This is a genomic window from Deltaproteobacteria bacterium HGW-Deltaproteobacteria-18, from assembly GCA_002841885.1.
Taxonomy (GTDB): domain Bacteria; phylum Desulfobacterota; class Desulfovibrionia; order Desulfovibrionales; family Desulfomicrobiaceae; genus Desulfomicrobium.
The window spans coordinates 38,880-63,991 of record PHBE01000001.1 but is presented as its reverse complement, the minus strand read 5'-3'; the positions used below and the strand labels follow the sequence as shown (position 1 = coordinate 63,991).

General features: G+C 60.0%; 22 protein-coding genes. 19 read left to right on the top strand and 3 right to left on the bottom strand.

Going from position 1 to position 25,112, the window contains the following annotated elements:
• Positions 1 to 96: 96 nt before the first annotated feature.
• From CVU60_00305 to CVU60_00250, 12 genes are all read left to right on the top strand, one after another.
• On the top strand, positions 97 to 846 hold the full coding sequence (locus CVU60_00305; protein ID PKN43502.1) for a hypothetical protein: 750 nt from the start codon (positions 97 to 99) through the stop codon (positions 844 to 846).
• Positions 843 to 1,943 (top strand): efflux transporter periplasmic adaptor subunit, encoded by a 1,101-nt coding sequence (locus CVU60_00300; protein PKN43501.1) that lies wholly within the window; start codon positions 843 to 845, stop codon positions 1,941 to 1,943. The genes CVU60_00305 and CVU60_00300 overlap by 4 nt, the downstream gene beginning before the upstream one ends.
• Complete coding sequence (locus CVU60_00295; GenBank protein ID PKN43500.1) at positions 1,940 to 5,065, top strand: AcrB/AcrD/AcrF family protein; 3,126 nt, start codon at positions 1,940 to 1,942, stop codon at positions 5,063 to 5,065. The genes CVU60_00300 and CVU60_00295 overlap by 4 nt, the downstream gene beginning before the upstream one ends.
• 130 nt (positions 5,066 to 5,195) lie before the next feature.
• Entirely contained in the window at positions 5,196 to 5,621 is a 426-nt protein-coding gene (locus tag CVU60_00290; GenBank protein ID PKN43499.1) for a DUF4079 domain-containing protein, read from the top strand.
• 122 nt (positions 5,622 to 5,743) lie between these two features.
• Entirely contained in the window at positions 5,744 to 6,769 is a 1,026-nt protein-coding gene (locus CVU60_00285; GenBank protein ID PKN43718.1) for a tRNA-dihydrouridine synthase, read from the top strand.
• Position 6,770: 1 nt separating this feature from the next.
• Positions 6,771 to 7,205 (top strand): hypothetical protein, encoded by a 435-nt coding sequence (locus tag CVU60_00280; GenBank protein ID PKN43498.1) that lies wholly within the window; start codon positions 6,771 to 6,773, stop codon positions 7,203 to 7,205.
• A gap of 25 nt (positions 7,206 to 7,230) precedes the next feature.
• Positions 7,231 to 8,214: a dihydroorotase gene (locus CVU60_00275; protein PKN43497.1), complete on the top strand. Its 984-nt coding sequence runs from the start codon at positions 7,231 to 7,233 to the stop codon at positions 8,212 to 8,214.
• A 1-nt stretch (position 8,215) separates the two neighbouring features.
• A complete protein-coding gene (locus CVU60_00270; protein ID PKN43496.1) occupies positions 8,216 to 9,190 on the top strand; it encodes a hypothetical protein in 975 nt (324 codons plus the stop codon).
• 317 nt (positions 9,191 to 9,507) lie between these two features.
• A complete protein-coding gene (locus CVU60_00265; GenBank protein PKN43495.1) occupies positions 9,508 to 10,743 on the top strand; it encodes a lysine 2,3-aminomutase in 1,236 nt (411 codons plus the stop codon).
• Positions 10,728 to 11,726, top strand: coding sequence for a D-alanine--D-alanine ligase (locus tag CVU60_00260; GenBank protein ID PKN43494.1), 999 nt, complete (start codon positions 10,728 to 10,730; stop codon positions 11,724 to 11,726). Before CVU60_00265 ends, CVU60_00260 begins: the two co-directional genes overlap by 16 nt.
• Complete coding sequence (locus CVU60_00255; GenBank protein ID PKN43493.1) at positions 11,723 to 12,745, top strand: D-alanine--D-alanine ligase; 1,023 nt, start codon at positions 11,723 to 11,725, stop codon at positions 12,743 to 12,745. The genes CVU60_00260 and CVU60_00255 overlap by 4 nt, the downstream gene beginning before the upstream one ends.
• On the top strand, positions 12,738 to 13,241 hold the full coding sequence (locus tag CVU60_00250; protein ID PKN43492.1) for an N-acetyltransferase: 504 nt from the start codon (positions 12,738 to 12,740) through the stop codon (positions 13,239 to 13,241). Before CVU60_00255 ends, CVU60_00250 begins: the two co-directional genes overlap by 8 nt.
• Position 13,242: 1 nt before the next feature.
• Here CVU60_00250 and CVU60_00245 read toward each other — a convergent pair whose 3' ends face one another.
• Entirely contained in the window at positions 13,243 to 14,142 is a 900-nt protein-coding gene (locus CVU60_00245; protein ID PKN43491.1) for a hypothetical protein, read from the bottom strand.
• Between the two features lie 209 nt (positions 14,143 to 14,351).
• Here CVU60_00245 and CVU60_00240 point away from each other — a divergent pair, with 209 nt between their 5' ends.
• The 6 genes from CVU60_00240 (at position 14,352) to CVU60_00215 (ending at position 21,897) form a co-directional block, all read left to right on the top strand.
• Positions 14,352 to 15,389 (top strand): acyltransferase, encoded by a 1,038-nt coding sequence (locus tag CVU60_00240; protein PKN43490.1) that lies wholly within the window; start codon positions 14,352 to 14,354, stop codon positions 15,387 to 15,389.
• A gap of 180 nt (positions 15,390 to 15,569) precedes the next feature.
• On the top strand, positions 15,570 to 17,804 hold the full coding sequence (locus CVU60_00235; protein PKN43489.1) for a hybrid sensor histidine kinase/response regulator: 2,235 nt from the start codon (positions 15,570 to 15,572) through the stop codon (positions 17,802 to 17,804).
• 202 nt (positions 17,805 to 18,006) lie between these two features.
• The gene (locus CVU60_00230) at positions 18,007 to 19,062 is read left to right on the top strand and encodes a spermidine/putrescine ABC transporter substrate-binding protein (GenBank protein PKN43488.1); all 1,056 of its coding nucleotides are present in this window, start codon (positions 18,007 to 18,009) and stop codon (positions 19,060 to 19,062) included.
• A 59-nt stretch (positions 19,063 to 19,121) separates the two neighbouring features.
• Positions 19,122 to 20,207 carry an ABC transporter ATP-binding protein gene (locus tag CVU60_00225; GenBank protein ID PKN43487.1) on the top strand — a complete coding sequence of 362 codons (1,086 nt, stop codon included), beginning with the start codon at positions 19,122 to 19,124 and terminating at the stop codon, positions 20,205 to 20,207.
• Complete coding sequence (locus CVU60_00220) at positions 20,204 to 21,040, top strand: ABC transporter permease (GenBank protein ID PKN43486.1); 837 nt, start codon at positions 20,204 to 20,206, stop codon at positions 21,038 to 21,040. Before CVU60_00225 ends, CVU60_00220 begins: the two co-directional genes overlap by 4 nt.
• Positions 21,037 to 21,897: an ABC transporter permease gene (locus CVU60_00215; GenBank protein PKN43485.1), complete on the top strand. Its 861-nt coding sequence runs from the start codon at positions 21,037 to 21,039 to the stop codon at positions 21,895 to 21,897. The genes CVU60_00220 and CVU60_00215 overlap by 4 nt, the downstream gene beginning before the upstream one ends.
• 44 nt (positions 21,898 to 21,941) lie before the next feature.
• Here CVU60_00215 and CVU60_00210 read toward each other — a convergent pair whose 3' ends face one another.
• Together CVU60_00210 and mutY are read right to left on the bottom strand one after the other, a co-directional pair.
• The gene (locus tag CVU60_00210) at positions 21,942 to 22,793 is read right to left on the bottom strand and encodes a hypothetical protein (protein PKN43484.1); all 852 of its coding nucleotides are present in this window, start codon (positions 22,791 to 22,793) and stop codon (positions 21,942 to 21,944) included.
• Positions 22,790 to 23,830 carry an A/G-specific adenine glycosylase gene (mutY, locus tag CVU60_00205; protein PKN43717.1) on the bottom strand — a complete coding sequence of 347 codons (1,041 nt, stop codon included), beginning with the start codon at positions 23,828 to 23,830 and terminating at the stop codon, positions 22,790 to 22,792. The genes CVU60_00210 and mutY overlap by 4 nt, the downstream gene beginning before the upstream one ends.
• A gap of 116 nt (positions 23,831 to 23,946) precedes the next feature.
• Here mutY and CVU60_00200 point away from each other — a divergent pair, with 116 nt between their 5' ends.
• Positions 23,947 to 25,110 (top strand): glycosyl transferase family 2, encoded by a 1,164-nt coding sequence (locus CVU60_00200; protein ID PKN43483.1) that lies wholly within the window; start codon positions 23,947 to 23,949, stop codon positions 25,108 to 25,110.
• Positions 25,111 to 25,112 lie beyond the last annotated feature (2 nt).

Below are 25,112 nucleotides of genomic sequence, written 5' to 3'. Positions count from 1 at the left end.
GGGTTTTTTTGGGCGCCAGGGCGCGAAGGTTGAGCATTTTTATGCTTGACGAAAACAAAACCTTGTTTCAAACGCCGTTTGAAACAAGGGGTGCCCATGACATTGCAAAGGGTTGCGGAGCGGTTGTTGACGGCCGCGCGGGGAGTTATTGAAGGCTGTGGTCCGTGCTGCGGACAGGACGGCAGGGATTCGGCAGCGGACGTCCAGACGCGGCACCGGCTCTTGCTGGCCGCGCGGGAGGTGTTCGGGCGCAAGGGGCGTGCGGTCACGGTCCGGGAGATATGCCTCGCCGCCAGGGCCAATGGTGCTGCCGTGAACTATCATTTCGGCGGCAAGGAGGAACTCCTGGCGGAGGTCCTGCGCATCCTTTTGGACGAACTGCTGGCAATATATCCCATGAACGGAGGAGTGGCGGACGACGCCCCTGCGGCCGAGCGCCTGCATGGATTCGTGTTTGCGTTCCTGTGCCGCATTTTGCTCCCCGCGGGCCGCGAGGACGAGTGCATGCTCGGGCAGATGCTGTCCGAGGCTTTTGTCCGGCCTATGCCACCTTTCGAGGTCCACGCCCGCAGGCACAGGGCCGATGTCCGGAATTATCTGGCTCCTCTGCTGCTTGATCTTGCCCTGGAAGGGGGCATGGTTGCGGACGGCCGTGACGACATGCGCATCCAGATGATGGGGCGCTCCATCGTGGCCCAGATTCTTTTTTACAACACGAACAGGGATGCGCTCATGGCCCAGCGCGACGGCCTGCCTTTCACTCCCGACGAGGTTTCGGAGGCGGCCCTGCACATCACCCGTTTTTCGCTGGGCGGGATCACACATATTTCGGAGCACATGAAATGAAAATGATTCGGGAAAAGAATATGTTGAATCGCATCGCACTTGTCCTTTGCCTTTTCGGCCTTCTGGCCGGTTGCTCGGATGCGCCTGCGGACACTTCCGGCGCTGTCGGAGACGGCAAGGCTGTCCCTGCCTCAGAGGCTTCTGGGCCTGAAAGGCCTGTGCACGTGGTCAATGTCATGATCGAGCAGATAAGGACCGTCACCATGCGTGACATCCTGGTTCTGCCCGGGGAGACCGAGGCTCTGCATGATGTGCGGTTGGCCGCCCAGCGCGGCGGTGTCGTGGAATGGGTCGGTGTGACCGAGGGGAGCCTCGTGCGCACCGGAGATCATGTCGCCCGCATAGACCTCTCGGCTCTTGGCGCCGCCCGCGATCGCACGCGGGCAAACGTGCGGCTGGCCGAAGATCAGTTGCGGCGCAGAACCGAGCTTCACAAGCAGGGCGTTCTTGCCCGGGAGGAGCTGGAGCAGGCCCAGAACGAGCTGACCTCGGCCAGGACGCGGCTGCGCGAGGCCGAGGTCGAGTATGACCACGGCACGGTTTCGTCGACTCTCGACGGTGTGGTCAACAAGGTTCACGTCGACCCCGGCGAATTCGTGGCCGAGGGAGGACCCGTGGCGGATATCGTCAACGTGGGCACCATGCGCATCAACTTCAACGTGCCTGAAGGCGACGTGCGCTTTCTGGCCGAAGGACAAAAGGTATCGGTGCTCGTGGACACCTATCCCGAGCGGCAGTGGACAGGCGAGATCGATTTCGTGGCCTGGAAGGCCGACCCCGCGACCCGCACTTTTCAGGTCCGGGTGGTAGTGGACAATGCCGACGGCAAGATCCGGCCCGGCATGATCGCGCGGGCGGCGTTTTTGCGACGCCTGATCGAGGACGCCGTGACCGTGCCTCTCTTCACCGTGCAGGACAAGGGGGGAGAGCGGGTTGTTTTCGTGGAGCAGGACGGAGTGGCCCAGGCCCGCACCGTTGAGCTGGGCGTTATCGAGGGTGATCATGTGCAGGTGCTCAGCGGGCTCATCGCGGGTGACAGGCTCATCGTGGCCGGACACACCGAGGTCGAGGACGGGACAAAGGTGAACGTGCGATGATTGTCAACGAAACAGCGCAGCGCAGGCAGCCCCTGGTCCTGGTCTCCCTGCTGCTGATCATCGTGGCCGGACTGTACGGTTACGTGAAGCTTCCGCGCGAGGCCGCCCCCGACATCCAGATCCCCTACATCTTCGTGACCACCACTTACGAGGGCGTGGCCCCGGAGGACATGGAGAAGCTCGTCACCATTCCCCTGGAGCGCAAACTCAAGGGGCTGGAGGGCGTAGAGGAGCTGACCTCGCAGTCCAATGACGGCGAGTCCACCATCGCCATCAAGTTTCTGCCCAGCGAAGACATCGACGACGCCCTGCAGAAGGTCCGGGACAAGGTCGATCAGGCCTCCGGAGACCTGCCCTCTGACCTTGAGGACGATCCGGTTGTCAGCGAGATGAACTTTTCCGACATGCCCATCATTCAGGTGGTCCTGTCCGGCCCTTTCAGCCTGAAACGGCTGAAGGTCTTCGCCGAGGATCTGGAAGACAGGTTCGAGTCCATTCCCGGAGTGCTCGACGCCCGGATCATTGGTGGGCTCGAACGCGAAATTCATGTCGAATTCGACCTCGACCGCGTCGGCGCATACAGGGTGCCTTTCACAGCCATGCTGCAGTCGGTGGAGAGGGGCAATGTGAACATGCCCGGCGGTTCCATGGACATCGGCGACATGCGCTATCAGGTGCGCGTTCCCGAGGATTTTCAGAATCCGGCGGAGATCGATTCTATCGTAGCCTTCGTGCGTGACGGCAAGCCCGTCTATCTGCGCGATGTGGCCAGCATCCGCGATCATTACAAGGACCCCACCACGCTCAGCCGCCTGAACGGGGAGAACGCGGTTACCCTGCAGGTGATCAAGCGCAGCGGCGAGAACATCATCGACATCAACGACCGGATAGCGACCGTTGTCGAGGAGATGCGCGAATATCTGCCGCCCACCCTGACCATCAGCCTGACCGCGGACATGGCCGAGGATATCCGCAACATGGTCGCCGATCTGGAGAACAACATCCTGACCGGACTCATTCTCGTCCTGTTCGTGGTGCTCATCTTCATCGGAGGGCGTTCCGCCGTGTTCGTCTCCGTGGCCATCCCGGTGTCCATGCTCATCACCTTCGCGCTCCTGCGCCTCCTGGACATCACTCTGAACATGGTCGTGCTTTTTTCCCTCATTCTGGCCCTTGGCATGCTTGTCGACAACGGCATCGTCATCGTGGAGAACATCTATCGTCACATGCAGGAGGGCAAGGACCGCTTCCAGGCGGCCCTCGACGGTACCAGTGAAGTGGCTTGGCCGGTTATCACCTCGACCCTGACCACCATCGGCGCGTTTTTCCCGATGATATTCTGGCCCGGAATCATGGGCGGATTCATGTCCTTTCTGCCCAAGACAGTCATTTTGGCGCTCATGGGCTCTCTTTTCGTGGCCCTGGTGATCAATCCGGTCCTCTCCGCGCGCTATCAGACCGCCGCCCCTCCGCGCTTCGCCGGTGACGGAAACGTTGCCAAGTCCCGGTCCAAGAGAGTCTACATGTGGTTTTTGGACTGGGCCCTGAATCACAGAGCGCTGGTTCTGGGGATTTGCGTGGTCATGTTTTTCGGTTCGGCCCTGGCTTTTGGCAAATTCGGCAAGGGCGTGGAGTTTTTTCCGGAAACTGAACCCAAACGGGCTTATGCCAACATCAAGCTGCCCGTGGGCACGGGCCTCGACGCCACGGATCGTTACATAAGGATCATTGAGGGCGTCTGCTCCGAATATGAAGACGTGCGCTATGTCATCGGCAGTACGGGTGCGGCCACGGGCGGGGATTTCGGCGGCGGGGGAAGCGGCACCCATCTGGGCTCCGTGACCCTCGATTTCAAACCCATCAGCGAACGCACAAGGCACTCATCGGAGATAGTCTCGGAGGTTCGAAAGAAACTTGCCGCGCAGATCACCGGGGTGGAATTGCGCGTGGAGAAGGAAGACGAAGGGCCGCCCACCGGCGATCCCGTCAGCCTTGAGATCTACGGCGACGACATGCAGGTGCTGGCCGGGATCGTGGAGCAGGTCCGCGCGCTCATGCGCGACATCCCCGGCATCGTCGACATGAAGGACAACCTGGTCACCGGCAAACCGGAGATCCAGATCCGGGTGGACAAGGAGAAGACGGCGCTCCTTGGACTGGACACCTACACCGTGGCCTATACCGTGAAAGCGGCCATCAACGGGGCCAAGGTCGGCGTGTTCCGCGAGGGTAAGGATGAATACGACATCGTCGCCAAGCTGCCGCGCAGGGACAGGGAGTCGGTGGAGTCACTGAAACGCATCACGGTTTCGGGACCGGACGGCGAGCCGGTACCCCTGACCACCCTGGCCCGGGTGGAGCTGGCCAGCGGGCTCGGGGCCATCAATCACAAGGACCAGAAAAGAGTGGTCACGGTTTCGTCGGACGTCAGCGGCAGGCTCGCCAACGACATCATCCGCGAACTGGACGGCAAGCTCGGGGCCATGGCCTGGCCGCGCGGGTATACCTACAGCTTCGCGGGCGAACAGGAAGAACAGCGCAAGGCCCAGGAATTCCTGAGCGAGGCCTTTGTAATCGCCATTTTTCTCATCTTCATGGTGCTGGTGGCCCAGTTCAATTCAATGATCACTCCGCTCATCGTGCTGACCTCGGTGGTGCTGTCCTTCATCGGCGTGTTCGCGGGCCTTTTGCTCACCGGCACGGCTTTCGGGGTCATCATGACCGGCGTTGGCGTCATCTCCCTGGCCGGGGTGGTCGTCAACAACGCCATCGTGCTCATCGACTATTTCGAGCAGCTCAAAGCCACGGGCATGGAGACGCGCGAGGCGCTGATGACGGCCGGACTGACCCGTTTCCGTCCGGTACTGCTTACGGCCGTGACCACGATCCTTGGTCTCTTGCCCATGGCTCTCGGTGTGAGCTTCGACTTCTTCAAGCTGGCGCTGATCACGGAATCGGAGTCCGCGCAGTGGTGGGGTCCCATGGCCGTGGCGGTCATTTTCGGCCTTCTCGTGGCCACTTTGCTGACTCTGGTCGTGGTGCCGGTGCTCTGCTCCCTGCAGGACGGAGCCAGGGGGTGGTGGGCCCGCCGCAGGGCGGCAAGAACCGAAACGCCAGCCTAGGTCGCCTGCCTGGCGCTGGATGCGGGGGGTTGGACCTTGTCAATCATGCCCCCCTCATCTATGCACTCACCAGCCCGCTTCCACCAAGGCGGAAGCTTTCGCTCACACATTGCCTTTCAAGGAGTGCACAATGCTCTGGATTCATCCTCTGCTTCAACTCGTGGCCACCGGTCTGGCCCTGTACGTCTTGTCCCTCGGGTGGCCGCGTTTTCAGGCCAACCACTTGGGAAAGAAAGGCAAGTTCATGTGGGCCGAGCATGTCCGGTTCGGCAAGTACGCGCATATTCTCTGGATGAGCGGACTGGTTCTTGGCCTCTATGCCGTTGCCCAGCACTGGGGTCAGAACACCATCACCGGCAACCATTACTGGATCGGCCAACTGATGATGCCCTGTATCGCGGGCGGCTACATCACGGGCGTGATCATGGACCGCAACAGGAAGAAACGCCGCTATCTGCCTCTGGCGCACGCTGTTTTCAACACGTTGGCCGTGCTTCTGGCGCTGGCGGAAGTGGTCACCGGAATCGGCGTCATTCGTTTATTCTTGATGTCCTGATCCCTGCTCGTCCGATTTGTCCCCCAAGCGCTCTTCCCCCTACGGTGGAGGGCGCTTTTTCAGCTTTCCCACTCCTGGCCGTTCCGGCTCTGGCCCCCTGTTTTTCCGGTTTTGTGGAGACCGTGTCCATGCAGCATCCCGACTTTTTTTCAGATCCCTTGAACATCGGTTCCATGATCCTGCCTTCGCGCCTTGTCCTGGCGCCCATGGCCGGTCTTGGGCATGCGGCCTTCCGGGAAGTGCTTGACGGATTCGGAGGGTATGGTTTCATGGTCACGGAGATGTGCAACGCCCGCGCCGTGCCGCAGGAAAGCCGCCATCATTCTCCCGTGTTCCGCTGGCGCGACGAGGAGGCGGCGCGTCTTGTCTGCCAGATCTTCGGTGGCGAGCCCGAAGTCATGGCTGCTGCGGCCCGGCGCATCGAGGCCGAAGGGCTCATGGGCGTGGACATCAACATGGGCTGTTCCGTGGCCGCCATCTGCAAGAAGGGCTACGGGGCTGCGCTGCTGAAAGATCCCGAGCGGGCCGTGGCCATCGTGCGGGCCGTGCGGCAGGCCGTGCGCTGTCCGGTCATGGTCAAGTTTCGCAGCGGCTGGGAAAATTCTCCGGACCTGGCCGTGGATCTGGCCAGGCGTTTCGAGGACGCCGGCGCGGATCTTCTGACCTTTCACCCGCGCATCGCCCCGGACCGCAGGTCCCGTCCGCCCAAATGGGCGCACATCCGGGCCGTGGCCGACTCCGTTTCGATTCCCGTGCTAGGCAACGGCAATGCGTTCTCAGGGGAAGACTGCGCCCGGATGATGACCGAGACCGGTTGCGCGGGAGTGTCCATCGGCCGCATGGCCATCGCCCGGCCCTGGATTTTCGCGCAGCTGGTGCACGGCTTCGAGCCTGACGAGGATGTCTTCATGAACACGGCGCTGAAGGTGATCGACGCCATCTGGAAGCATTTCGAGCCGGCCCGGGCCATCAAGATGTACAAAAAATACGTGCCGTACCTGGCCGCCAATTTTGTCTACGGGCACAGCCTCTGGCCGGAACTGGTGCGCGGGCTGACCCGGGAAGACATGGCGGAGAACGCAAGGCGGATTCTGGGAAAGAGGCCTCGGGTCGCGTCCACCCCCAACGCCTTCCTGTTCACGTCCTGACATGGAAGAGTTGCTCCTTGAATACGGCCTCTTCGGGCTTTTTGTCCTGTCCTTCCTGGCCGCCACGTTTCTGCCCGTGGTTTCCGAGGCCGCGCTGGTGGGGCTGATTCTGGCCGGTGCCGATCCCTTTGCGAGCGTGGCGGTGGCCACGCTGGGCAATACTCTGGGAGCCCTGGCGACCTGGGGGATGGGGCGGTGGGGCAGCGAGGCATTTCTGACCCGCATGCTCGGCCTCTCCGCCGCGCAGCGGGAGCGGGCCGTGCGCGTTTTTGCCAAGTATGGTTCGTGGAGCCTGCTGCTGGCCTGGACGCCCATACTCGGTGATCCGCTTTGCGCCGTGGCCGGTCTCTTCGGCCTGTCAATAAGCCGCTTCATTCCTCCCGTACTGCTCGGCAAGCTGGCCCGGTATGCCGGACTTGCCTATCTGCTTTCCTGATATATTTCTATTCACTGGAGGTTTTATGCTGACCTTGCACTCCCCCATGGACATGCATGTCCATCTGCGTCAGGGCGACATGCTGACCCTGGTCGCGCCGCACACGGCCCGGTACTTCGCCGCCGCCGTGGTCATGCCCAACCTGACTCCGCCGGTGACCAGCCTCGCGCAGGTTCTGGATTACCGGGAGGAAATACTTCGCGTGACGGGAGAATCCTTCTCTCCGCTCATGACCCTTTTCTTCAGGACCTGCTCCAGAGCCGAATTGCTGGCCGCAAGGCCGCATATCATCGGGGTCAAGCTCTATCCCGCCGGAATGACGACCAACTCCGAGGCCGGCTTGGCCGACATGAGGCAGGCCCATGCTACCCTGGCCGCCATGGAGGAACTGGACATCCCGCTTCTCATTCACGGAGAGGGGTGCGGATTCGTCATGGATCGCGAGGCGGTTTTTCTGCCCGTTGTCGAGGAGTGGGCGCGCTCGTTTCCCCGGCTGCGCATTGTTCTCGAACACGTCACCACCCGCGCCGGGGTGGAGTTGCTGGACCGCTTCGACAATCTCTTCGCCACCATCACCCTGCACCATCTGCTCATCACCCTTGATGATGTGCTTGGCGGGCTTATGCGTCCCCATCTCTTCTGCAAGCCGGTGGCCAAGCGTCCGGAGGATCGCGACGCCCTGCGGCAGGCGGCGCTGCATCACCCCCGGGCGTTCTTCGGCAGCGACTCGGCCCCTCATCCCCGCGATGCCAAGGAGGCTCCGGGCTGCGCGGCCGGAATCTTTTCCGCGCCAGTGGCCCTTCCTGCCCTGGCCGGTCTCTTCGAGGAACTTGGTGCCCTGGATCTGCTGCAGTCCTTTGTCTCGGACCGTGCCTGCGCCGCCTACGGCCTGAGCCCCATGCCCCGGGCAGTGCGCCTTGAACACGGCGCCTGGAAAGTGCCCGAGCGCATCGGCTCCGTCGTGCCATATCTGGCGGGCCAAACCCTGAAGTGGCGGGTGGTGGATTAGCATGTACGTGGCAGTGCTTGCAGACGGCAGGCCGGTACGCTTCGAACTCAGGCGTTCCGTGCCGATGGACGGCGGATTCGGTTTCGAGACGCTTGCAGACCTGGGGGAGGACCCGGGCAGAATGGTCCGGTTCGGTCGTTTCGGGATCTCTTATGCCGAGGAGCTTCTTGAGGAGCTGGCACGTCTGGACCCGGACATGGACGAGCTCGACGAAGCCTTCGCTCCTTTTGCCCCGCAGGGCTTTCGGGACCGGGCCGGGCGGGCCGGGAAATGGACGCGAACAGTGCTGACCCGCACGCAGGAGGACGCCATCCGCGCCCTGCACCCCTTTGATCGCAGGCGCATGGCTTTCATGCGTTCGGGCGAGCTCAATTTGAGCCGCATCGACGAAGTCAGCCCCAAACTGTTTTTGAGCCTCATGAACAAGAGCCGGGACGAAATCGAGCAGCTCTTCCTGAGACTGGAGCGCTCCCTGCCCATGCAGGAGTTGCGCGGCTACGTGCATGCGGTGTTCAATCTGCAACGCCATTTCACCTCTCCGGCGGCCCGGACCATACCCGAAGCCTTGGATCCGGCCGATCATGACGAAGCCTTCATGCATGAATTCTGTGCCCTCGGGAACGATGCGGCCTTTGCCTTCGGCCTGGACACAAATGCGCAGGCGTATCTGCGGCGTTATGCCTGTTTCCATTTTGATTTCGATTTCGCGGGATCAGCGGGTTTCGAGCGGATCTTTCGCGATTTCATGAACGATTTTCGACGTCCCCGTCCCCGCCCACGGGCTGTCGCCCCGGTACGGGTGCGGGAACTCTTCGGCATGGGCATGGACGAGATCAGGCGTCTGAGCCGCCGCGAGTTCGCGCGCATCTTCCGCAAGAAAGCCATGTCCATGCATCCGGACAAGGGCGGGGACCATGACGCCTTCGTGGAGCTGCTCGAAACCTACAAGCGCATCGTGATCTCAAAGCCCGAATAGGGACTCTTCATTCCTGTATCTTTCGGTTTCAAACAGCTTGAACCGCAAGACTTTTTCCATCCTTCATGCCCCTGGCGGACTTTCGCAAAATATTTCAGGAAATATCAAAAAATTTGTGCTGCTATGGGCATAACCCTGATGACAAGAAAATGGGAAAGGCATATGAGCCGACGCATCAGGGAACATGCGTTTTTATAGCTGCCAAAGGGCAGGTGCGCATGAAGGATTAACACTGATTTTATATACTGATTTCAATATATTGCTAAATGTTGGCGCGTTTTCATCTTTTGAATAATTTAACGTGCACAGAGGAAACCATGGACGTTGTCGAAATTGTCGCGGCAGAGCCTTCCGAAATCGATCAGGAGCTGGCCGAACCCCCCTCTTTATCTCCCCATCCCGAAGACCTGGAGCTTGGCCTCTGGGCACATCGCAAAAAATTCATGAGCACGCATTTTCCCGGTGCCGTGCAAAAGGACTGGGACAGCTGGCGCTGGCAGCTGAAGCACCGTGTCACCTCCGTGGAGGCCATGGCGCGGATTCTTGGCGTCCCCGTGCCGGCCTTCGAAAAGACCAGGCGCCAGTTGCCCGTGGCCGCAACTCCCTATTATCTATGGGTCGCATCCCGCAGCGAGGCCCTGCGGCGCTGCATCCTGCCCGATGTGCGCGAAACGCTGAGCCTGCCTTTCGAGACACCGGATCCGCTGGGCGAAGAGGGCCACAGTCCCGTTCCCGGCATTGTCCATCGCTACCCGGACAGGGTGCTGTTCCTGGTCACGGAGTTCTGCTCGACCTATTGCCGCTACTGCACGCGCTCACGCCTGGTGGGCAAGGTCGGACACCGATCGGACATGCGCAGCTGGCAGGCCGCCCTGGACTATATCCGCGCGCATCCCGAGGTGCGCGACGTACTTCTTTCCGGCGGTGATCCCCTGACTCTTCCGGCCATGAAGATCGAGTGGCTGCTGTCCCAGTTGCGCGCCATCCCCCATGTCGAGATCGTGCGCATCGGGTCCAAGGTGCCGGCCGTGCTGCCTCAGCGCATCACGCCCAAGCTGGTGCGCATGCTTCGCCGCTACCATCCGCTGTTCATCAGCCTGCATTTCACGCATCCCGACGAGATGACCCCGGACACAGCCCTGGCCTGCAACCGTCTGGCCGACGGCGGTATTCCCCTGGGGAGCCAGACCGTGCTGCTGTCCGGTGTGAATGACGACGCGCCGACCATGAAGCGGCTCATGCACGGGCTGATCCGCAATCGCGTCCGCCCCTACTACATGTACCAGTGCGACCCGATTCCCGGATCAAGCCATTTCCGGACTCCGGTGGAGACGGGATTGTCCATCATCCGGGATCTGCGAGGGCATACCTCGGGCTACTGCATCCCGACCTATGTCATCGATGCTCCCGGCGGCGGAGGCAAGGTGCCGCTGCAACCGGATTATTTTCAGGGCCGGGACGAGCAGGGTATCGTGCTGCGCAATTATGAAAACCGTGTTTTCCATTACCCCGACCAGCTTTGCCCGCAGGAGGCGCCATGCTCGTTGGCATGACCTACGACCTGCAGCAGGACTACCTGGCCGCTGGATACGGCAGGGATGAGGTGGCGGAGTTGGACAGTCCTGTCACTGTAGAGGCCATCAGAAGTGCGCTTTTGTCCCAGGGACACGACGTGGAACTGATCGGCGGCGTGAATCCGCTGACGCGCGCCCTGGCGGAAGGGCGGCGTTGGGACATGGTCTTCAATTTCGCCGAGGGCATGCTCGGCCTTGCTCGCGAAGCTCAGGTCCCGGCCCTGCTGGATGCGTGGGACATTCCCTACACCTTCTCCGGCCCCGACGTGCTGGCCCTGGCCCTGCACAAGGGCTGGACCAACGCGGTGCTGCGGGCGCACGGCGTGCCCACGGCCGATTTCGGGATCGTGAACTCCATGGACGACGTGGGCGCCATCGACCTGCCTTTTCCGCTCTTTGTCAAACCTGTGGCCGAAGGATCCAGCAAGGGCGTGAGCGACAAGTCGCTGGTCAGGGACCGGGAGGCGTTGCGCGAGATTTGCGCCCATGTCCTTGGCACGTATCGCCAGCCCGCCTTGGTGGAGACGTTTCTTCCGGGTCGGGAATTCACCGTGGGTCTTCTGGGGAGCGGCCGGGAGTGCAGGGTGCTCGGGGTCATGGAGGTGCTCTCCACCGCCAGCGGCGATGCGTGCGCCTACACCTACGCCAACAAGCAGGAGTGGCGCGAGCGGGCGCTCTACGAACTGGCCACCGACGGCCCTGCGGAGCAGGCCGCCGAGGTGGCCCGCGCTGCCTGGCGGGCCCTTGGATGCCTCGACGCCGGGCGCATCGATGTGCGTCTGGACGAGCGGGGCGAGGCGCGGTTCATCGAGGTCAATCCGCTGGCGGGGCTCAATCCGGAGAGTTCGGATCTGCCCATTCTCTGCGGCAAGATAGGCCTTGGCTATGACGAACTCATAAGCAGCATCATGGATTCTGCCATCCGCAGAGCCGAAAGCAGGGTTCAGGGGAAACGTTCGTGACGCCCCTGCATGTGGCAGTGGTGCGCGAGAGCGTTCCGGAAGCCGCTTCCCCCGATGCTCTGGACACGGTGGTGCAGGCCCGCAGCGTGCGCGAGAGCCTGGCCCGTTGCGGCTGGCGCACCTCGGAGCATATCCTGGGATCCGATCCCTCTGCGCTCGAGGCCGCTCTTGCGCACCGCAGACCCGATGTCGTCTTCAATCTGGTTGAGTCCTGTCATGGATTGTCCAGTCTTGCATGTCTTGCTCCTGCTCTTTTTCGCAAGGGCGGGCTTGTCTACACCGGAGCGGACGAGGGCGGGATGACCCTGGCGGGCGACAAGGCCCTGGCCAGGCGGATTATGCAAGCGGCCGGGCTGCCCGTGCCTTGCGGTGCGACGCTCGGGGAATTGCAGCGGGGTGTTTTTCCCGGTCCCGGCACCTATATCGTCAAGGCGCGTTTCGAGGATGCCTCCCTGGGCCTTGGCCCGGATTGCGTCGTTGAGGTGCAGGCTCGCGAAGAGTTGCTGGCGGTGATGAAAAAAATCGCGCCGCGCATGGGCGGGGACTGCGTGGCCGAAGGATACGTTCCTGGCCGGGAATTCAATCTGGCTCTGCTGGCAGAGCCGGGATCAAAGGTCCGCGCGCTGCCCCTGGCGGAGATGGTCTTCAATGCCGCGATATCCGGCCCGGCCATACTGCATTATGCGGCCAAATGGGAGCAGAGCAGCGCGGATTATGCCGCATCGGCGCGCAGCTTCAACCTTGCCGGGGATGACCCCCTGGCCATGGAGATGACGCGGGTCGGCATCTCCTGTTGGGAACTTTTCAATCTGGCCGGATACGCCCGCATAGACTTTCGCGTCAGTGATGGCGGCCAAGTTTACATCATCGATGTCAATCCGAATCCGTGCATCACCCCGGACGCGGGCTTCGTGGCCGCGGCCGGGCAGGCCGGTCTGGATCATGCCGCGCTGGTCCGGTGCATAGTCCTTGATGCCCTGGAGCGGGCGGAGCAGCAGGAGAGAGTCGATCGTGGATGAAATTACCTTTCGCGATCAGGTGCACTCTGGCGATCCTCATGCCGTGCGCGAAATCGTGACCTCCACGGCATTTTTTTCAGCTTCGGAAGTGGATGTGGCCGAGGAGTTGGTGACCGAGCGCCTGTCCAAGGGAGAAGAGAGCGGCTATTTTTTCGTATTTGCCGACATACCGGGGCGCGGGACCATGGGCTATGCATGCTACGGTCCCACGCCGTGCACCGCGAACACCTACGATCTCTACTGGATCGCGGTGCATGAAGTTATGCGCGGCCAGGGGCTGGGCAGAAAGCTGCTGGCGGAAGTGGAGGAACGGTTGCGCAGGGGCAAAGGAGGCAAGCTCATCGCCGAGACTTCGTCCCGGGAACAGTATGCGCCGACGCAACGTTTTTACCTTTCCTGCGGTTTCAGCAATGAGGCTCGCATTCGCGATTACTACGCGCCGGGCGAGGATATTCTCTATTTCACAAAATATGTCGGACTGTTGGCGCAGGGTTGAACTAGGCCACGGACTGGCTGTCGCTATTAAGCATGGCCAGGACCATTTCCTTTTCCACGTTCATGCGATTTTTCACGCTGGCCTGCACGCTGGCCGTGGAGGAGCCGAACTGTGACTTGCGGTTGTCGTAGACTTTGTCGATGAGTTTTTCCGCGAACTGCTGTTCGGACTGGTCTGTGCCGATGGCTTTTATGGCCCGGCCGAAGATTCTGGCCGCTCCGCCTGCTCCATGCTGAACCGCCGTGCTCCACAGCGCTTCGCGGGCTGCGGGCGGCATCGTGTCCATGTCCACGCCGGTTCGTGCCAAAATCTTGTCACGAGCGGGGGCGTAATGGGTGCCCTCGATGAAGTCTCGTTGCAGTCCGCCGAATTTATCCGGGTCTTCGGCCGCGATTTCACGCCAGACTTCCGGCATGCGTCCCTGGGTCGAGCCCGTGTCTGCGGGACCGGCAGCTTTAAGTTTGGCGGCCCATCCGGGCTCCTTTTCGCGCAGAAACTCGATGAAATCCTTCATGGTGCCGGGCTTGGACGCGATCTGATAGGTGCCGTATGAAGTGCCGCCGTTTTTGTCATGGCCGATGGCGTTTACGCCCTCTGTGCCGGATTCGAAGGTCGCGGACAGGGAGCCTGTCGGATTCTGCTTTTGGGAGCTTCGTGCTGTCCCTGCGCCGTTGGAGGACTGCTGTTTCATGATGGAAGCCAGGCCGTGCAGGGCATCCCGCATGAGGGAGTTTTCCATGGAAGAGCCGCCAAGATTCGCGCTCAGGGCGTTTATGTCTTTGGTTCCCAGGGCCTGACGCATGTGGCTTTGAAACCCGTTCTCCAGCGCCGCCTTGTGGCTTCTGCGCTCGGGTTTGGTTCCCATGAGGGTCATCAGTTGGATGGGATCAAGAAGGCTCATGTAACGTCTCCATGTCAAAATCGTGTCGCTGTCGATGCTTCATGGCAATCTTAGCAGATTTTGGGCCAGACTTCGGCAGGCGGGGCTCGACGCGGGCGGAGTATTTTTTGGGTGGGGCGCCGGGAAATTTTTTCTGGTTTGCCGGATATGATTGTCCTGTTTCCGATCGCGGCAGACTGCCGCCAACCTTCTACTTTGAGTAAAAATGTATGCATCTGAGATCTTTTGAGTATTTTAGGGCTGTCGCCATTGTCCTGATTGTAATCGGCCATTGTTACGGTATTTCCGGGTGGGTGATCGAGAGTTTTGGCGAGCGGGTGCTGGCCAATCTGATTTCAGGTGGGACATCGCTTTTCGTTTTCATTTCCGGATTTCTTTTTCACCATGTTTTCTATCCCAAATTTGTTTATCGGAAATTCTTGGAGAAAAAGTTCAAGAATGTGTATCTGCCGTATCTCCTCTTGTCCGTACTGCCCATTATTTGGGCTCTGGTCATAAAAGAACCATTTCCAGAATTCTATTTTGGTCCTGATGATACTTTTTACGATCAGATTATTCGTCCGACGTTGCTTTACTACTGGTATGGTGGTGTTATGGTGTATTGGTATATCCCATTCATCATGGCCATGTTTATAATATCTCCTTTGTTCATATTGTTTATAAAATTAAATTTGCGTCATAAGTTGTATGTATTGGCTATTCTATCTATTCTGTCTATTTTTATGCATAGGCCTATAAATAATTGGTCTATAACTCAGTCCGTGGTCTATTTTTCTCCTGTATATATGTTTGGTATTTTATGTTCAATGGAAAGAGATTATATATATAAAACGTTTAAAGGAAAAGATTTTCATCTGCTTGGAGTTGTTTTTTTTCTTGCGGTTGTGCAGGCTGTATTTTTTGAAGCATGTGGAAATTTGCAAAAGAACCCATTCGAATTTAATTGGATTGATATATCTTATATACAAAAGCAAATACTTTGTGTCTACTTCATGATTTTTCTGCATAAATACGAACATGTCGACAGTGTGCTGCTGAAAACCCTGGCTGCCTCAAGCTTTGCCATTTATTTTCTGCATGGTTGGATCATCTATATCATTTCAACTGTTCAATCTTACTACAGGCCTTACTATGGGCTGCATCTTTTGCCCATCCTTTCGCCATTTGTCATCTGGATCTCCTACGTGGTGGCCAAACGGATCAAGAAGATCTTTCCCAACAAGAGTCGTATGCTCATAGGCTGGTAGCGCCCCTTTCGGGCCCTGCATGACGCGGGGCCCGCAGTCCTGTACGCCTTCGTTCGCGGCGATGTCGGGGGGAAGATTGCGCACAGTTTCATTCGTTTTCTTCCCTTTTCCTTGCCCGTGCGTTATGGGGGGCAAGAAGCTTTCGGACGATTACGCGTTCCGGGGCTTGGGAGGACTTTCGTGGGTCTGGCTTTTCTCCAATCCTTGCGGGCCATGCTGTTCGGCCTGGCGCTGCTGTCAGTGCTGCCGGCGTTGGGAATCATTTTGCACAATGGACTCCAAAGCCGGGACGATGCATTTCGTCACGCCGAGGACGAGTTGATTCGGATCATTACCGCTTTGGCCGGAGTGCAGCAAAGAACCTCCGAGGCAACCCGGCAAACTCTTGTGACCTTGTCTCTCATGGATCGGGTTCAAAGCCAGGATGTTGACGGCTGCATATCGATCTTCAAGCGAATTCTGCTCCATAATCTCCACTACACCAACATGGCCCTGACCGACCGGGAGGGCACTGTCCTGGCCTCGGCCGTGCCCATGTCCTTCGACAGCCTGGCAGATCGCAAGCATTTCAGGGACGCGTTGCGCACCAAGGATTTTGCGCCGGGAGAATTTATCGTTTCCAGGGGCACGGCGGTGCCGTCTTTTCCGTTCGCGTATCCCATCCTGGACGACCAGGGGCAGGTGGAAAGCATTCTCACCGTGGCCCTTGATCTGGGCAGGTTTCATCCATTTCTGGGCGGACAGCGTCTGCCGGACCAATCCTTCCTGTGCATTGCCGACCATGTGGGCAGGCGAATCTTCAGGTCCCGTGTCGACGAGTCCTTTCCCCTGGGGGCGTTCATCAGCCCGGACGCATGGGAGGCATCGAGACAGGGTGGGGAAAGCGGAGTTTTCTTCAGCAGGGACTCCGACGGCCTCAGCCGCATGAACGCGTTTTACAAGATCAGGCATGCCGACGGGGCGCAGCCTTATATGACCATCTTCGTCGGAGTGCCCGAAGCGTCCATTGGCGCCGATGCCCAGAGGGCCCTGCAAACTGGCCTTTTTCTGTCTGCGTGCGCGGCCCTGCTGGCGCTGGCTCTGGCCTGGGCCGCGCAAAGGGTTTTCTTCATGCCCCGGATAAGAGCTTTGGTCATGGCGGCCGAGCGTTTCAGGACCGGAGACTACTGTGCATCCACCGGAGTGAGTCATGACGCAGGAGAACTGGGCCTTTTGGCCGAGGCTCTCGATCGCATGGCCCTGGAGCGGCAGATCGCGCAGGACGATCTGCGCAAGGCCAAGGATGCGGCAGAGGATGCCTCGCGCAGTAAATCCGAATTTCTGGCCAACATGAGCCACGAAATTCGCACGCCCCTGAACGGCGTGCTGAGCATGTTGCAGCTGCTCCAGACCACAAGCCCCAATGCCGAGCAGCAGGAATATGTCGAGGCGGCCATCCGTTCCACGAATCGGCTCACCCGTCTGCTTTCAGATATCCTCGATCTGTCCCGCATCGAATCCAACAAGCTGGTCATCCAGGAAGAAAGCTTTGCCCTTGCCGATGTGCAGCAGAGCATCCTCGACATCTTCGGGGTCCTGGCCCGTGAAAAGGGGGTGCGACTGGATGTTCGGCTTGATCCGCGTATCCCTGCTCATTTGTTTGGAGACGAGGTCAGACTGCGGCAGATTCTATTCAACCTGGTCGGCAACGCCGTCAAGTTTACACCCAAAGGGCGGGTCGAAGTGAGTTTTGTCCTTGTCTCGGCGGCAGGTGAATCTCCCTGTCAGATCCGTTGCACGGTTCAGGACAGCGGTGTAGGCATTCCAAGCGAGAGGCTCAAGGACATTTTCGAGCCTTTCATTCAGGTCGACGGCTCCTGTGTCCGTACCCATCAGGGTGCGGGCCTTGGGCTGGCCATAGTGCGCCGTCTGGTGGATCTCATGCACGGGCAGCTGCAGATCCAAAGCGTCCCGGGTGAAGGCACCTCGGTTGGCGTGACGCTGCCTTTTGCCGTCGGTTCGGGCAGTCATGCGCGGGTGCAGCGCCGGAGCAGGGATGAAGACTTTGCCGGACGACGTTTTCTGCTGGTGGAAGACGACAGCGTGAACCGCATGGCCATGGAAAGGATTCTGGCAAAGTTCGGCTGCGAGGTCATAAGCGCCGTCAATGGCCGGGAAGCTGTGGAAATACTCGGGCGTGAGCGCGTGGATCTGGTTTTTATGGATGTGCAGATGCCGGTCATGGACGGGATGGAAGCCACGCGGATCATCCGGGAAAAGCTGGGGCAGGACGTCCCCATAGTGGCCATGACCGCCTATGCCATGGCCGGGGATCGCGAACGCTTCCTGCAGGCCGGGATGGATTCCTATATATCAAAGCCCGTGGATATGGGGCATCTCAAAGAGACCGTCCTTTCGCTTCTTCCCGGGAGGTAATTTTTACGGGACCTTGGCGGAAATTTTCCTCCCGGGACCTGCGTACGTTTTCAAGTATCTCCGGCGCTGGGCGCATATGGGATTCCTCTGGAAACAGTCCTGCCGTCGTCCTGCCTTCCTGCTGTCATGCTCTTGTCGAAATTGATTGTAATTGATACATGATTGTTTGGCTTTTCCTACACATTTATAAGGAGAATTACGCATGAAACGGATTGTATTGATGATCGTTTTTCTAGTGGCCGGTTCGTCCCTGGCCATGGCCGACACCCTGCAGCTGCTGACCTGGAAAGGCTACGCCCCCAAGGAGCTGGTGGACAAGTTCGAGGCCGAGACGGGGGTAAAGGTCGAGGTGACCTATTCCAACAACGAGGAAATGATCGCCAAGCTGCGGGCCACGCGCGGAGCGGGCTTTGATCTGGCCCAGCCCAGCCAGGACCGCATCTCCTCGGTGCAGGAAGAGTTCGGCATCTACCAGCCCATCGATTATTCCAAGATCGAGGCCGATCTGTTCATTCCTTCCATGCTCGAAGCCGTGAAGAAGAACACACTGGTCGGTGGCAAATCGCACGCGGTTCCCTTCTGTTGGGGCACGTCCGGTCTGGTGGTCAACACTGCGCAGGCCAAGGGCGCGACCTCCTGGAAAGCCCTCGTCGATCCGCAGTACAAGGGCCGCATCAGCTACCGTCTCAAACGCCCTGTCCTCATTGGTCTGGGCTTTGCGCTTGGCTACGACCCCTTCGCTCTCTACGGTGACGAAAAGGCCTACGCCGAGATGCTTTCCAAGATCGAGGCCGAACTGATCAAGGCCAAGCCACTGGTCAAGAACTACTGGGCCAATGGCGACCAGCTGCTTGAATCCGTCCGTTCCGGTGAAGTGACCGTGGCCGAGGCCTGGGACAACGGTGGATGGAAACTGCATGGCGACAACAAGGATATAGACTTCGTGGCTCCGAGCGAAGGCGCGCTGGGCTGGATCGACACCTTCACCATTCCGGCCAAGGCCAAGAATGTGGATGCGGCCTACAAGTGGATCAACTTTATGCTCAAGCCCGAGAACAGCGGCTATTTCACTTCCGCCGAGAAGACCCCCACGGCCTGCAAGGGCGCCGGTCCTTTCATAGACCCGGCATTCCAGGCCAATTTCGACCGCTCCTTCCCGCAGGCTACCATCGACAACATCAAATGGTATCCGCCCGTTCCAGCCAACCTTGAAGCCATGGAAGGCAAGGTGCTGGACAAGGTCAAGGCCTCCAACTAAGCACGTAGGTCCGAAGTCACCCAGGCTTCGGACCTCATTTTTTTCATAACGGAAGGCGCATGCAATACGATCTGGTCATCACGGGTCTGGTCAAGAAGTTCGGGACGTTTGTCGCCGTGGACGATGTCTCTTTTTCCGTGCCCAAGGGCTCCTTTTTTTCCATCCTCGGGCCTTCGGGCTGCGGCAAGACCACGCTTTTGCGCATGATCGCCGGATTCGAGGAGCAGACGGACGGGCGCATCGAGATAAGCGGGCAGGACGTGCGCGGGGTGACTCCCAATAACCGGCCCGTCAATCTGGTTTTTCAGCATCTGGCTCTTTTTCCGATGATGGACGTGGCCGAGAACATCGCCTTTGGCCTGAAACGCCGCAAGGTGCCTGCCGCCGAGATCCGCCGCCGCACGGAGGAGATTCTGGAGCGGGTGGATCTGCCCGGATTCGGCGCCAAGCGCATCCAGCAGCTCTCCGGCGGTCAGAAACAGCGTGTGGCCATCGCCCGCTGCCTGGTGCTCGAACCGAAGGTCCTGCTGCTGGACGAGCCGCTTGGCGCGCTCGACCTGAAGCTCAGGGAACAGATGAAGGTCGAGCTCAAGAAGCTTCAGGCCAAGATCGGCACGACCTTTGTCTACATCACCCACGATCAGTCCGAAGCCCTGGTCATGTCCGACACCGTGGCGGTCATGAACAGGGGGCGCTTCGAGCAGGTCGGCTCCCCGCAGGAGCTTTACGGCGATCCTCACACCCCCTTCGTGGCGGGATTCGTGGGCGACAACAACCGCTGGGCCGGAAAGGTGGAGGAGATGGACGACCAAACGGTGCTGATCCGCACGGACGAAAACCTGGTTTTCCGCGCCCGCAAGAAGGCCGATGCGCGCAAGGGTCCGGCCACTCTTTTTCTGCGTCCCGAGGCCATGGTCATCGAACCGTCCGATCCGGCCGGGCTCAACACCTTCGGCGTCACGGTCAAGGCCATTCTCTTCGACGGGGCCAACAGCCGCCTGCTGACTGCCACCGCCGCCGGTCACGAGCTGCTCGTGGCCCTGCCTCAGAACCGCTCTTTCGATCACATCCGTCCCGGTGAAAGCATCACCCTGGGCTGGCATCCCCAGTCCGGCATCGCGTTCGCGCAGGAGGAGACGCCATGAAGCGCTCCGGGCTGTTCTGGATTTTTCTGGCCCCGGTGCTGATGTGGCTTGTTCTGCTCATCGTGCTGCCGCACCTGGATCTTTTGATCCTCAGCTTCAGGGTCGGCAAGAGTTGGAGCCTCGCCAATTACGGCAATTTTTTCATGGAGCCCATCTACTGGCTGACCTTCGTGCGCACGGCAGCCTACTCCGTCATCACCACGTTTTTGACCCTGATCGTGTCCTTGCCCGTGGCCTTCTACATCACCAAGCTTTCAAGACCGGGGGTGCGCGGGTTCCTTATGGTCCTCCTGCTACTGCCGTTCTGGGTCAGCGAACTGGTGCGGGTTTACGGCTGGATGATCCTGCTGCGCGAATCCGGGGTCATCAATTATTTCCTGCTGCAGCTTGGCCTCGTTGAGCGGCCCATCGAGATGCTCTACAACGACGCGACCATGATCATGGGCCTTGTGTACACGTCCATGCTGTTCATGGTCGTGCCGCTGGTCTCGGTCATGGAGAGCCTGGACGACAGTCTGGTCGAGGCCGCCTACGACCTTGGCGCGAGCAAGAGCTGCATCTGGCGCACGATCATCATTCCGCACTGCAAGCCAGGCATCACGTCCGGTTCCATCGTGGTCTTCATGCTGGTGCTCGGCAACTACCTGACCCCCAACCTCATGGGCGGCAAGAACTCGCTGTGGTTCACGGAGCAGATCTACAACCAGTTTATCGCCAGTTTCAACTGGAACCAGGGCGCGGCCTTCGGCTTTTTGCTGCTGGTCTTAAGCTCCGGCATCATCTGGGTCGGGCTCAAGCTTTCGGGACAGCGTCTGGGCGAGGTGGCGTCATGATCCGCTCGTTGCCAAGATCCCGTGCCTACGACCGCGCTTTCGTGGTCTTCATCCTGCTCTATTTCTTTTTCCTGTTCGCGCCGCTCCTGGTGACCTGCGTGCTGGCCTTCAACAATTCCGACTTTCCGTCCCTGCCCTGGCGCGGCTTCACCCTGGACTGGTTTTTCTCGGCCGGACCCCAACGGGTCGGCATCTTCGAGGATTCCGACAACCTGCGCGCCATCTGGGTCAGCTTCCAGACCGCGCTCTGGGTCTCGGTTTCATGCGTGGTGGTGGGAGTCTGCGCCGCGTTCCTGTTTGAGCAGGAGAATTTCAAGGGCAAGAATTTTCTGTATTTTCTGATGCTCGCCCCGCTGGTCATTCCGGGCGTGATCCTGGGCATCTCCATTCTGCTGGGGGCGACAACGGCGGGAATCTATTTCGAGGATCACTGGAACCTGGATTTCGATCTCTTCAGGCCCAGCTTCTGGCTGGTGGTGGTGGGGCAGTTTTCCTTCATCACCACCTTCGTGACGCTGGTGGTTTCGGCCAAGCTGCGCAAGTTCGACCATTCCCTGGAAGAGGCGGCGCTGAACCTCGGCGCGACCCGCTTCGAGGTCATCTGGCACATAACCCTGCGCTATCTGCGCTCATCGATCATCGGCTCAGGGGCCGTGGCCTTCTTGATGAGCTTCGAGAATTTCAACACCACCCTCTTTCTGGTCGGCTCGCAGCCCACCCTGCCCATCAATCTGTACCTGCAGGTTCGCGACGGCTCGACGCCCGTGATCAACGCCATATCGCTTTTGCTCATCATCGGCACGTCCGTGCTGGCCCTGACCAACCTGTACCTTGATCGCAAGGAAGGGCTGAAGTGAGAAATCGGTCCTGCCCGTCCCGCGCAGGCGGGGCAGGCAGGGGCTCAGGCAGGGTCCTGAGCGGCGGCCTGTGACCTTTCGTTTGCCAGCTCGGCGCTGATCCAGCTCCGGACTTCCCGGAACACCTCGCGAGAATGGAGCATGGCGACATGGCTTACGGGCCGTGTCGTCACCTGTTCCCATCCCGGAGCCGTGCAGCGCAGGGCCGCGTTGGGCAGCACCATGTTGTCCGCCGGAGAATGCAGGGCCAGACGGCGCACGTGGGAGGGCAGAGGCAGTTGCGTGACTGCGCGCACGGTTTCGCCCTGGTAGTCAAGATATCTGCCCAGCGAGGTCAGCGCAAAGGGGGAGAGCTTGCTTCCGGCAAAAGGCGTGCCCATGGTCACGAAGCTCTTTATGCGGCTGGAACCCTGAAGCTGCGCCAGGGCCGACCACAGGAGCAGGCCGCCCATGCTGTGCCCTACCAGATGCACTTCCCGGTCGGGGTACGTGGCCAGCAGGGATTCCAGGTCCTCCCGCAGGGCGGCCACGGTTTCGTCCCACTCGGCACCCCAGCTCGCATAGGAAACACAGACCGTGGCGAAACCGTGGGCCTGCATCCAGCGACGAAAGAGAACCCAGGCGCTCTGGTTGTGAAAAAGCCCATGCACGAGCACCACCAGATCCCGTCCGCCGGTCGGTTCCTTCCAGAGCCGCGGCCACAGACCCAGGGGGTGCAGCAGCAGGATCGCCATTTCGCTTGCGATGCTGCGCAGGGCAGTTTTTCCGGCCAGGGCCAGAAATGGACCCAGCGGCTTGCCCGTCTGGTTGCACTCCTCGTAACAGTACAGCGTGTAGGTCAGGAGGGCGAGAAGGAGCGTCAGCGTGAGGAAGGCGGTCAGCAGAAACGTGATCATGGTTGTACCTTTGCCAAAAATTTTTGATCGTTCTCGAGGTGGCGGACGAGTTTGCGGTGACCGGCCGGAAAGGCCAGCTTCATGATTTCGGACCAGCTGGCCCAGCGATGCTCCTGAGCGGCCTGAAGGCTCAGTTCCTCGGGGCTCGAGAGCAGGGTGACGCTGAAGGCGTGCAGGGTCACGCGGAAGCGCGTGAAGGAGTGTTTGAAAGACGCGATGGGTTCGGGGTGGTTCACGACGAGGCCCGTCTCTTCCATGTATTCGCGGATCACGGCCTCGTGCGGTGTCTCCCCGTCTTCCACGACGCCGCCCGGGAATTCCCAGAGGTTGCCCCAGACGTCTTCGGCCAGCCGTTTTTGCGTCAGAATCCTTCCTTCATGGATCAGTATGCCCGTGGCCATGGTCAGATAGACGGGGGAGGGGGCTTTGACCACGACAGGCCTTTCCTCCTGCACTCCAGCCTCCCTGGCCCGGCACCATTGCGCCAGGGGGCACTGCGGGCAGGACGGACTTCTGGGCGTGCAGACGAGGCTGCCGAATTCCATCAACGCCTGGTTGAAGTTTCGCGCATGCCCACTTGGCAGGAGGCGCTGTCCGTATTCGCTGATTTCTTTCTGGGCCTGACGGGATTTTACTGGTTGCTCGATGTTGTACAGACGGCTAACGACCCGTTCGACGTTGGCGTCCACGACGCAGACGTCCTGTTTGAAGGCGATGCTGGCAATGGCCCTGGCCGTGTAGGGGCCGATCCCGGGCAGGGCCAGCAGTCCTTCCATGGAGGACGGCAGGGTTCCGCCGTGATGTTCCATGACCACTTGCGCCGCCTTGTGCAGATTGCGGGCGCGTGAATAGTAGCCAAGGCCCTCCCAGTGTTTCAGGATCTCGTCTTGCGGAGCCTGGGCCAGACTGGTCACATCCGGAAAACGGTCGATCCAGCGCCTGAAATATTCCACGCCGCGCTCCATCTGGGTCTGCTGCAGCATGATCTCCGAGATCCAGATGTGGTAGGGGCTGTAGGTTTCGCGCCAGGGCACCAGTCCAGCAGGGTTTCTGCAATGAGAGTTTCGGAAGCGGTGCCGTTTGGTGGCGTTGAAGGCATTGACGGGGTTCCGTGGTTTGGGGCTCGCGGGCGGATTTACCTTGCGCGGGAAATATGAAATCTGATTTCTGCTTTGGTCAGCGCTGGGCGCGCTGTCAAGGGCGGTCCGAAATTGTCGCTTGGGAGGTTTGCAAATTTCATGTCTTTTGTCTGGGTCCGATTTGCGGCCGTGAGCGCGGTCCGTGTCCATTGCCATTGCACCAGGGGGGACAGGGCGTGATATCCGTCGCGTTGCCGTGCTACAATTCCGGGGAAGGCCTTGGGGCCTGCCTGGACAGCCTGCTGGCTCAGACCTGGGAGGAATTCGAGGTCGTGGCCGTCAACGACGGATCCCTTGACGACACCCTTGCCCTGCTTCGGCGATACGCTGCCAGGGATTCCAGGATTCGCGTTTTCGATCGCCCCCACGGCGGCGTGGTGCAGGCCATGAATTTTGCCCTTGAGCAGTGCCGGGGCGAGTATGTGGCCCGCATGGACAGCGACGATGTCTGTTTGCCGGGGCGCCTGGCTGTGCAAAAAGCCCACCTGGACCGCCATTCCCACCTGGGCCTGGTCGGCGGGCGGGTCCTTTTCGGCGGCGATCCCGAGACCGGCCGGGGCTACAAGGCCTATGTGGACTGGACCAACACCCTGGTGACGGAAGAGGAAATTTCCCTGTCACGCTTTGTGGAATCACCTTATGCCAATCCGAGCATAATGTTCCGCAAAGAGCTTGTCAGCCGGTGCGGCCCGTTTTATGACGGCCCGTTTCCAGAAGATTACGAGTTTTTGCTGCGTCTGATGGCCGCCGGTGTGCGCATGGACAAGGTCCCCCAGGAGGTGCTGATCTGGAATGATCCGCCTTCCCGGCTCACGCGCACTGACCCTCGTTACGATCCCGATGCATTCTATCGCACCAAGGCCGCATATCTGGCCCGATGGCTTGATTCAAGGGGGATAGGACGGGTGTCGATCATCGGCGGCGGGCGCATCACCCGGCGTCGGGCCCTGATGCTTGAGGAACACGGCATTGTCATCGATTGCTGGCTGGAGGTCGATCCGGCCAAGATCGGCCAGCGGGCCAGCGGCCGTCCGGTCCGTTCATGGCACGAAGTGGGCGCTCCGCAGGGGGAATTTCTCCTGTCATATGTGGGAAGCAGGGGAGCCGGAGCGCGCATCGCCTCGGAGCTTGAAGAGCGGGGCTGGATTGCCGGGATACATTTTCTGCTGGCCGCCTGAAG

Coding starts and splice junctions, on each gene's coding strand:
- CVU60_00305 (PKN43502.1), top strand. CDS start 97: ATGACATTGCAAAGGGTTGCGGAGCGGTTGTTGACGGCCGCGCGGGGA.
- CVU60_00300 (PKN43501.1), top strand. CDS start 843: ATGAAAATGATTCGGGAAAAGAATATGTTGAATCGCATCGCACTTGTC.
- CVU60_00295 (PKN43500.1), top strand. CDS start 1,940: ATGATTGTCAACGAAACAGCGCAGCGCAGGCAGCCCCTGGTCCTGGTC.
- CVU60_00290 (PKN43499.1), top strand. CDS start 5,196: ATGCTCTGGATTCATCCTCTGCTTCAACTCGTGGCCACCGGTCTGGCC.
- CVU60_00280 (PKN43498.1), top strand. CDS start 6,771: ATGGAAGAGTTGCTCCTTGAATACGGCCTCTTCGGGCTTTTTGTCCTG.
- CVU60_00275 (PKN43497.1), top strand. CDS start 7,231: ATGCTGACCTTGCACTCCCCCATGGACATGCATGTCCATCTGCGTCAG.
- CVU60_00270 (PKN43496.1), top strand. CDS start 8,216: ATGTACGTGGCAGTGCTTGCAGACGGCAGGCCGGTACGCTTCGAACTC.
- CVU60_00265 (PKN43495.1), top strand. CDS start 9,508: ATGGACGTTGTCGAAATTGTCGCGGCAGAGCCTTCCGAAATCGATCAG.
- CVU60_00260 (PKN43494.1), top strand. CDS start 10,728: ATGCTCGTTGGCATGACCTACGACCTGCAGCAGGACTACCTGGCCGCT.
- CVU60_00245 (PKN43491.1), bottom strand. CDS start 14,142: ATGAGCCTTCTTGATCCCATCCAACTGATGACCCTCATGGGAACCAAA.
- CVU60_00240 (PKN43490.1), top strand. CDS start 14,352: ATGCATCTGAGATCTTTTGAGTATTTTAGGGCTGTCGCCATTGTCCTG.
- CVU60_00230 (PKN43488.1), top strand. CDS start 18,007: ATGAAACGGATTGTATTGATGATCGTTTTTCTAGTGGCCGGTTCGTCC.
- CVU60_00225 (PKN43487.1), top strand. CDS start 19,122: ATGCAATACGATCTGGTCATCACGGGTCTGGTCAAGAAGTTCGGGACG.
- CVU60_00220 (PKN43486.1), top strand. CDS start 20,204: ATGAAGCGCTCCGGGCTGTTCTGGATTTTTCTGGCCCCGGTGCTGATG.
- CVU60_00215 (PKN43485.1), top strand. CDS start 21,037: ATGATCCGCTCGTTGCCAAGATCCCGTGCCTACGACCGCGCTTTCGTG.
- CVU60_00210 (PKN43484.1), bottom strand. CDS start 22,793: ATGATCACGTTTCTGCTGACCGCCTTCCTCACGCTGACGCTCCTTCTC.
- CVU60_00200 (PKN43483.1), top strand. CDS start 23,947: ATGAAATCTGATTTCTGCTTTGGTCAGCGCTGGGCGCGCTGTCAAGGG.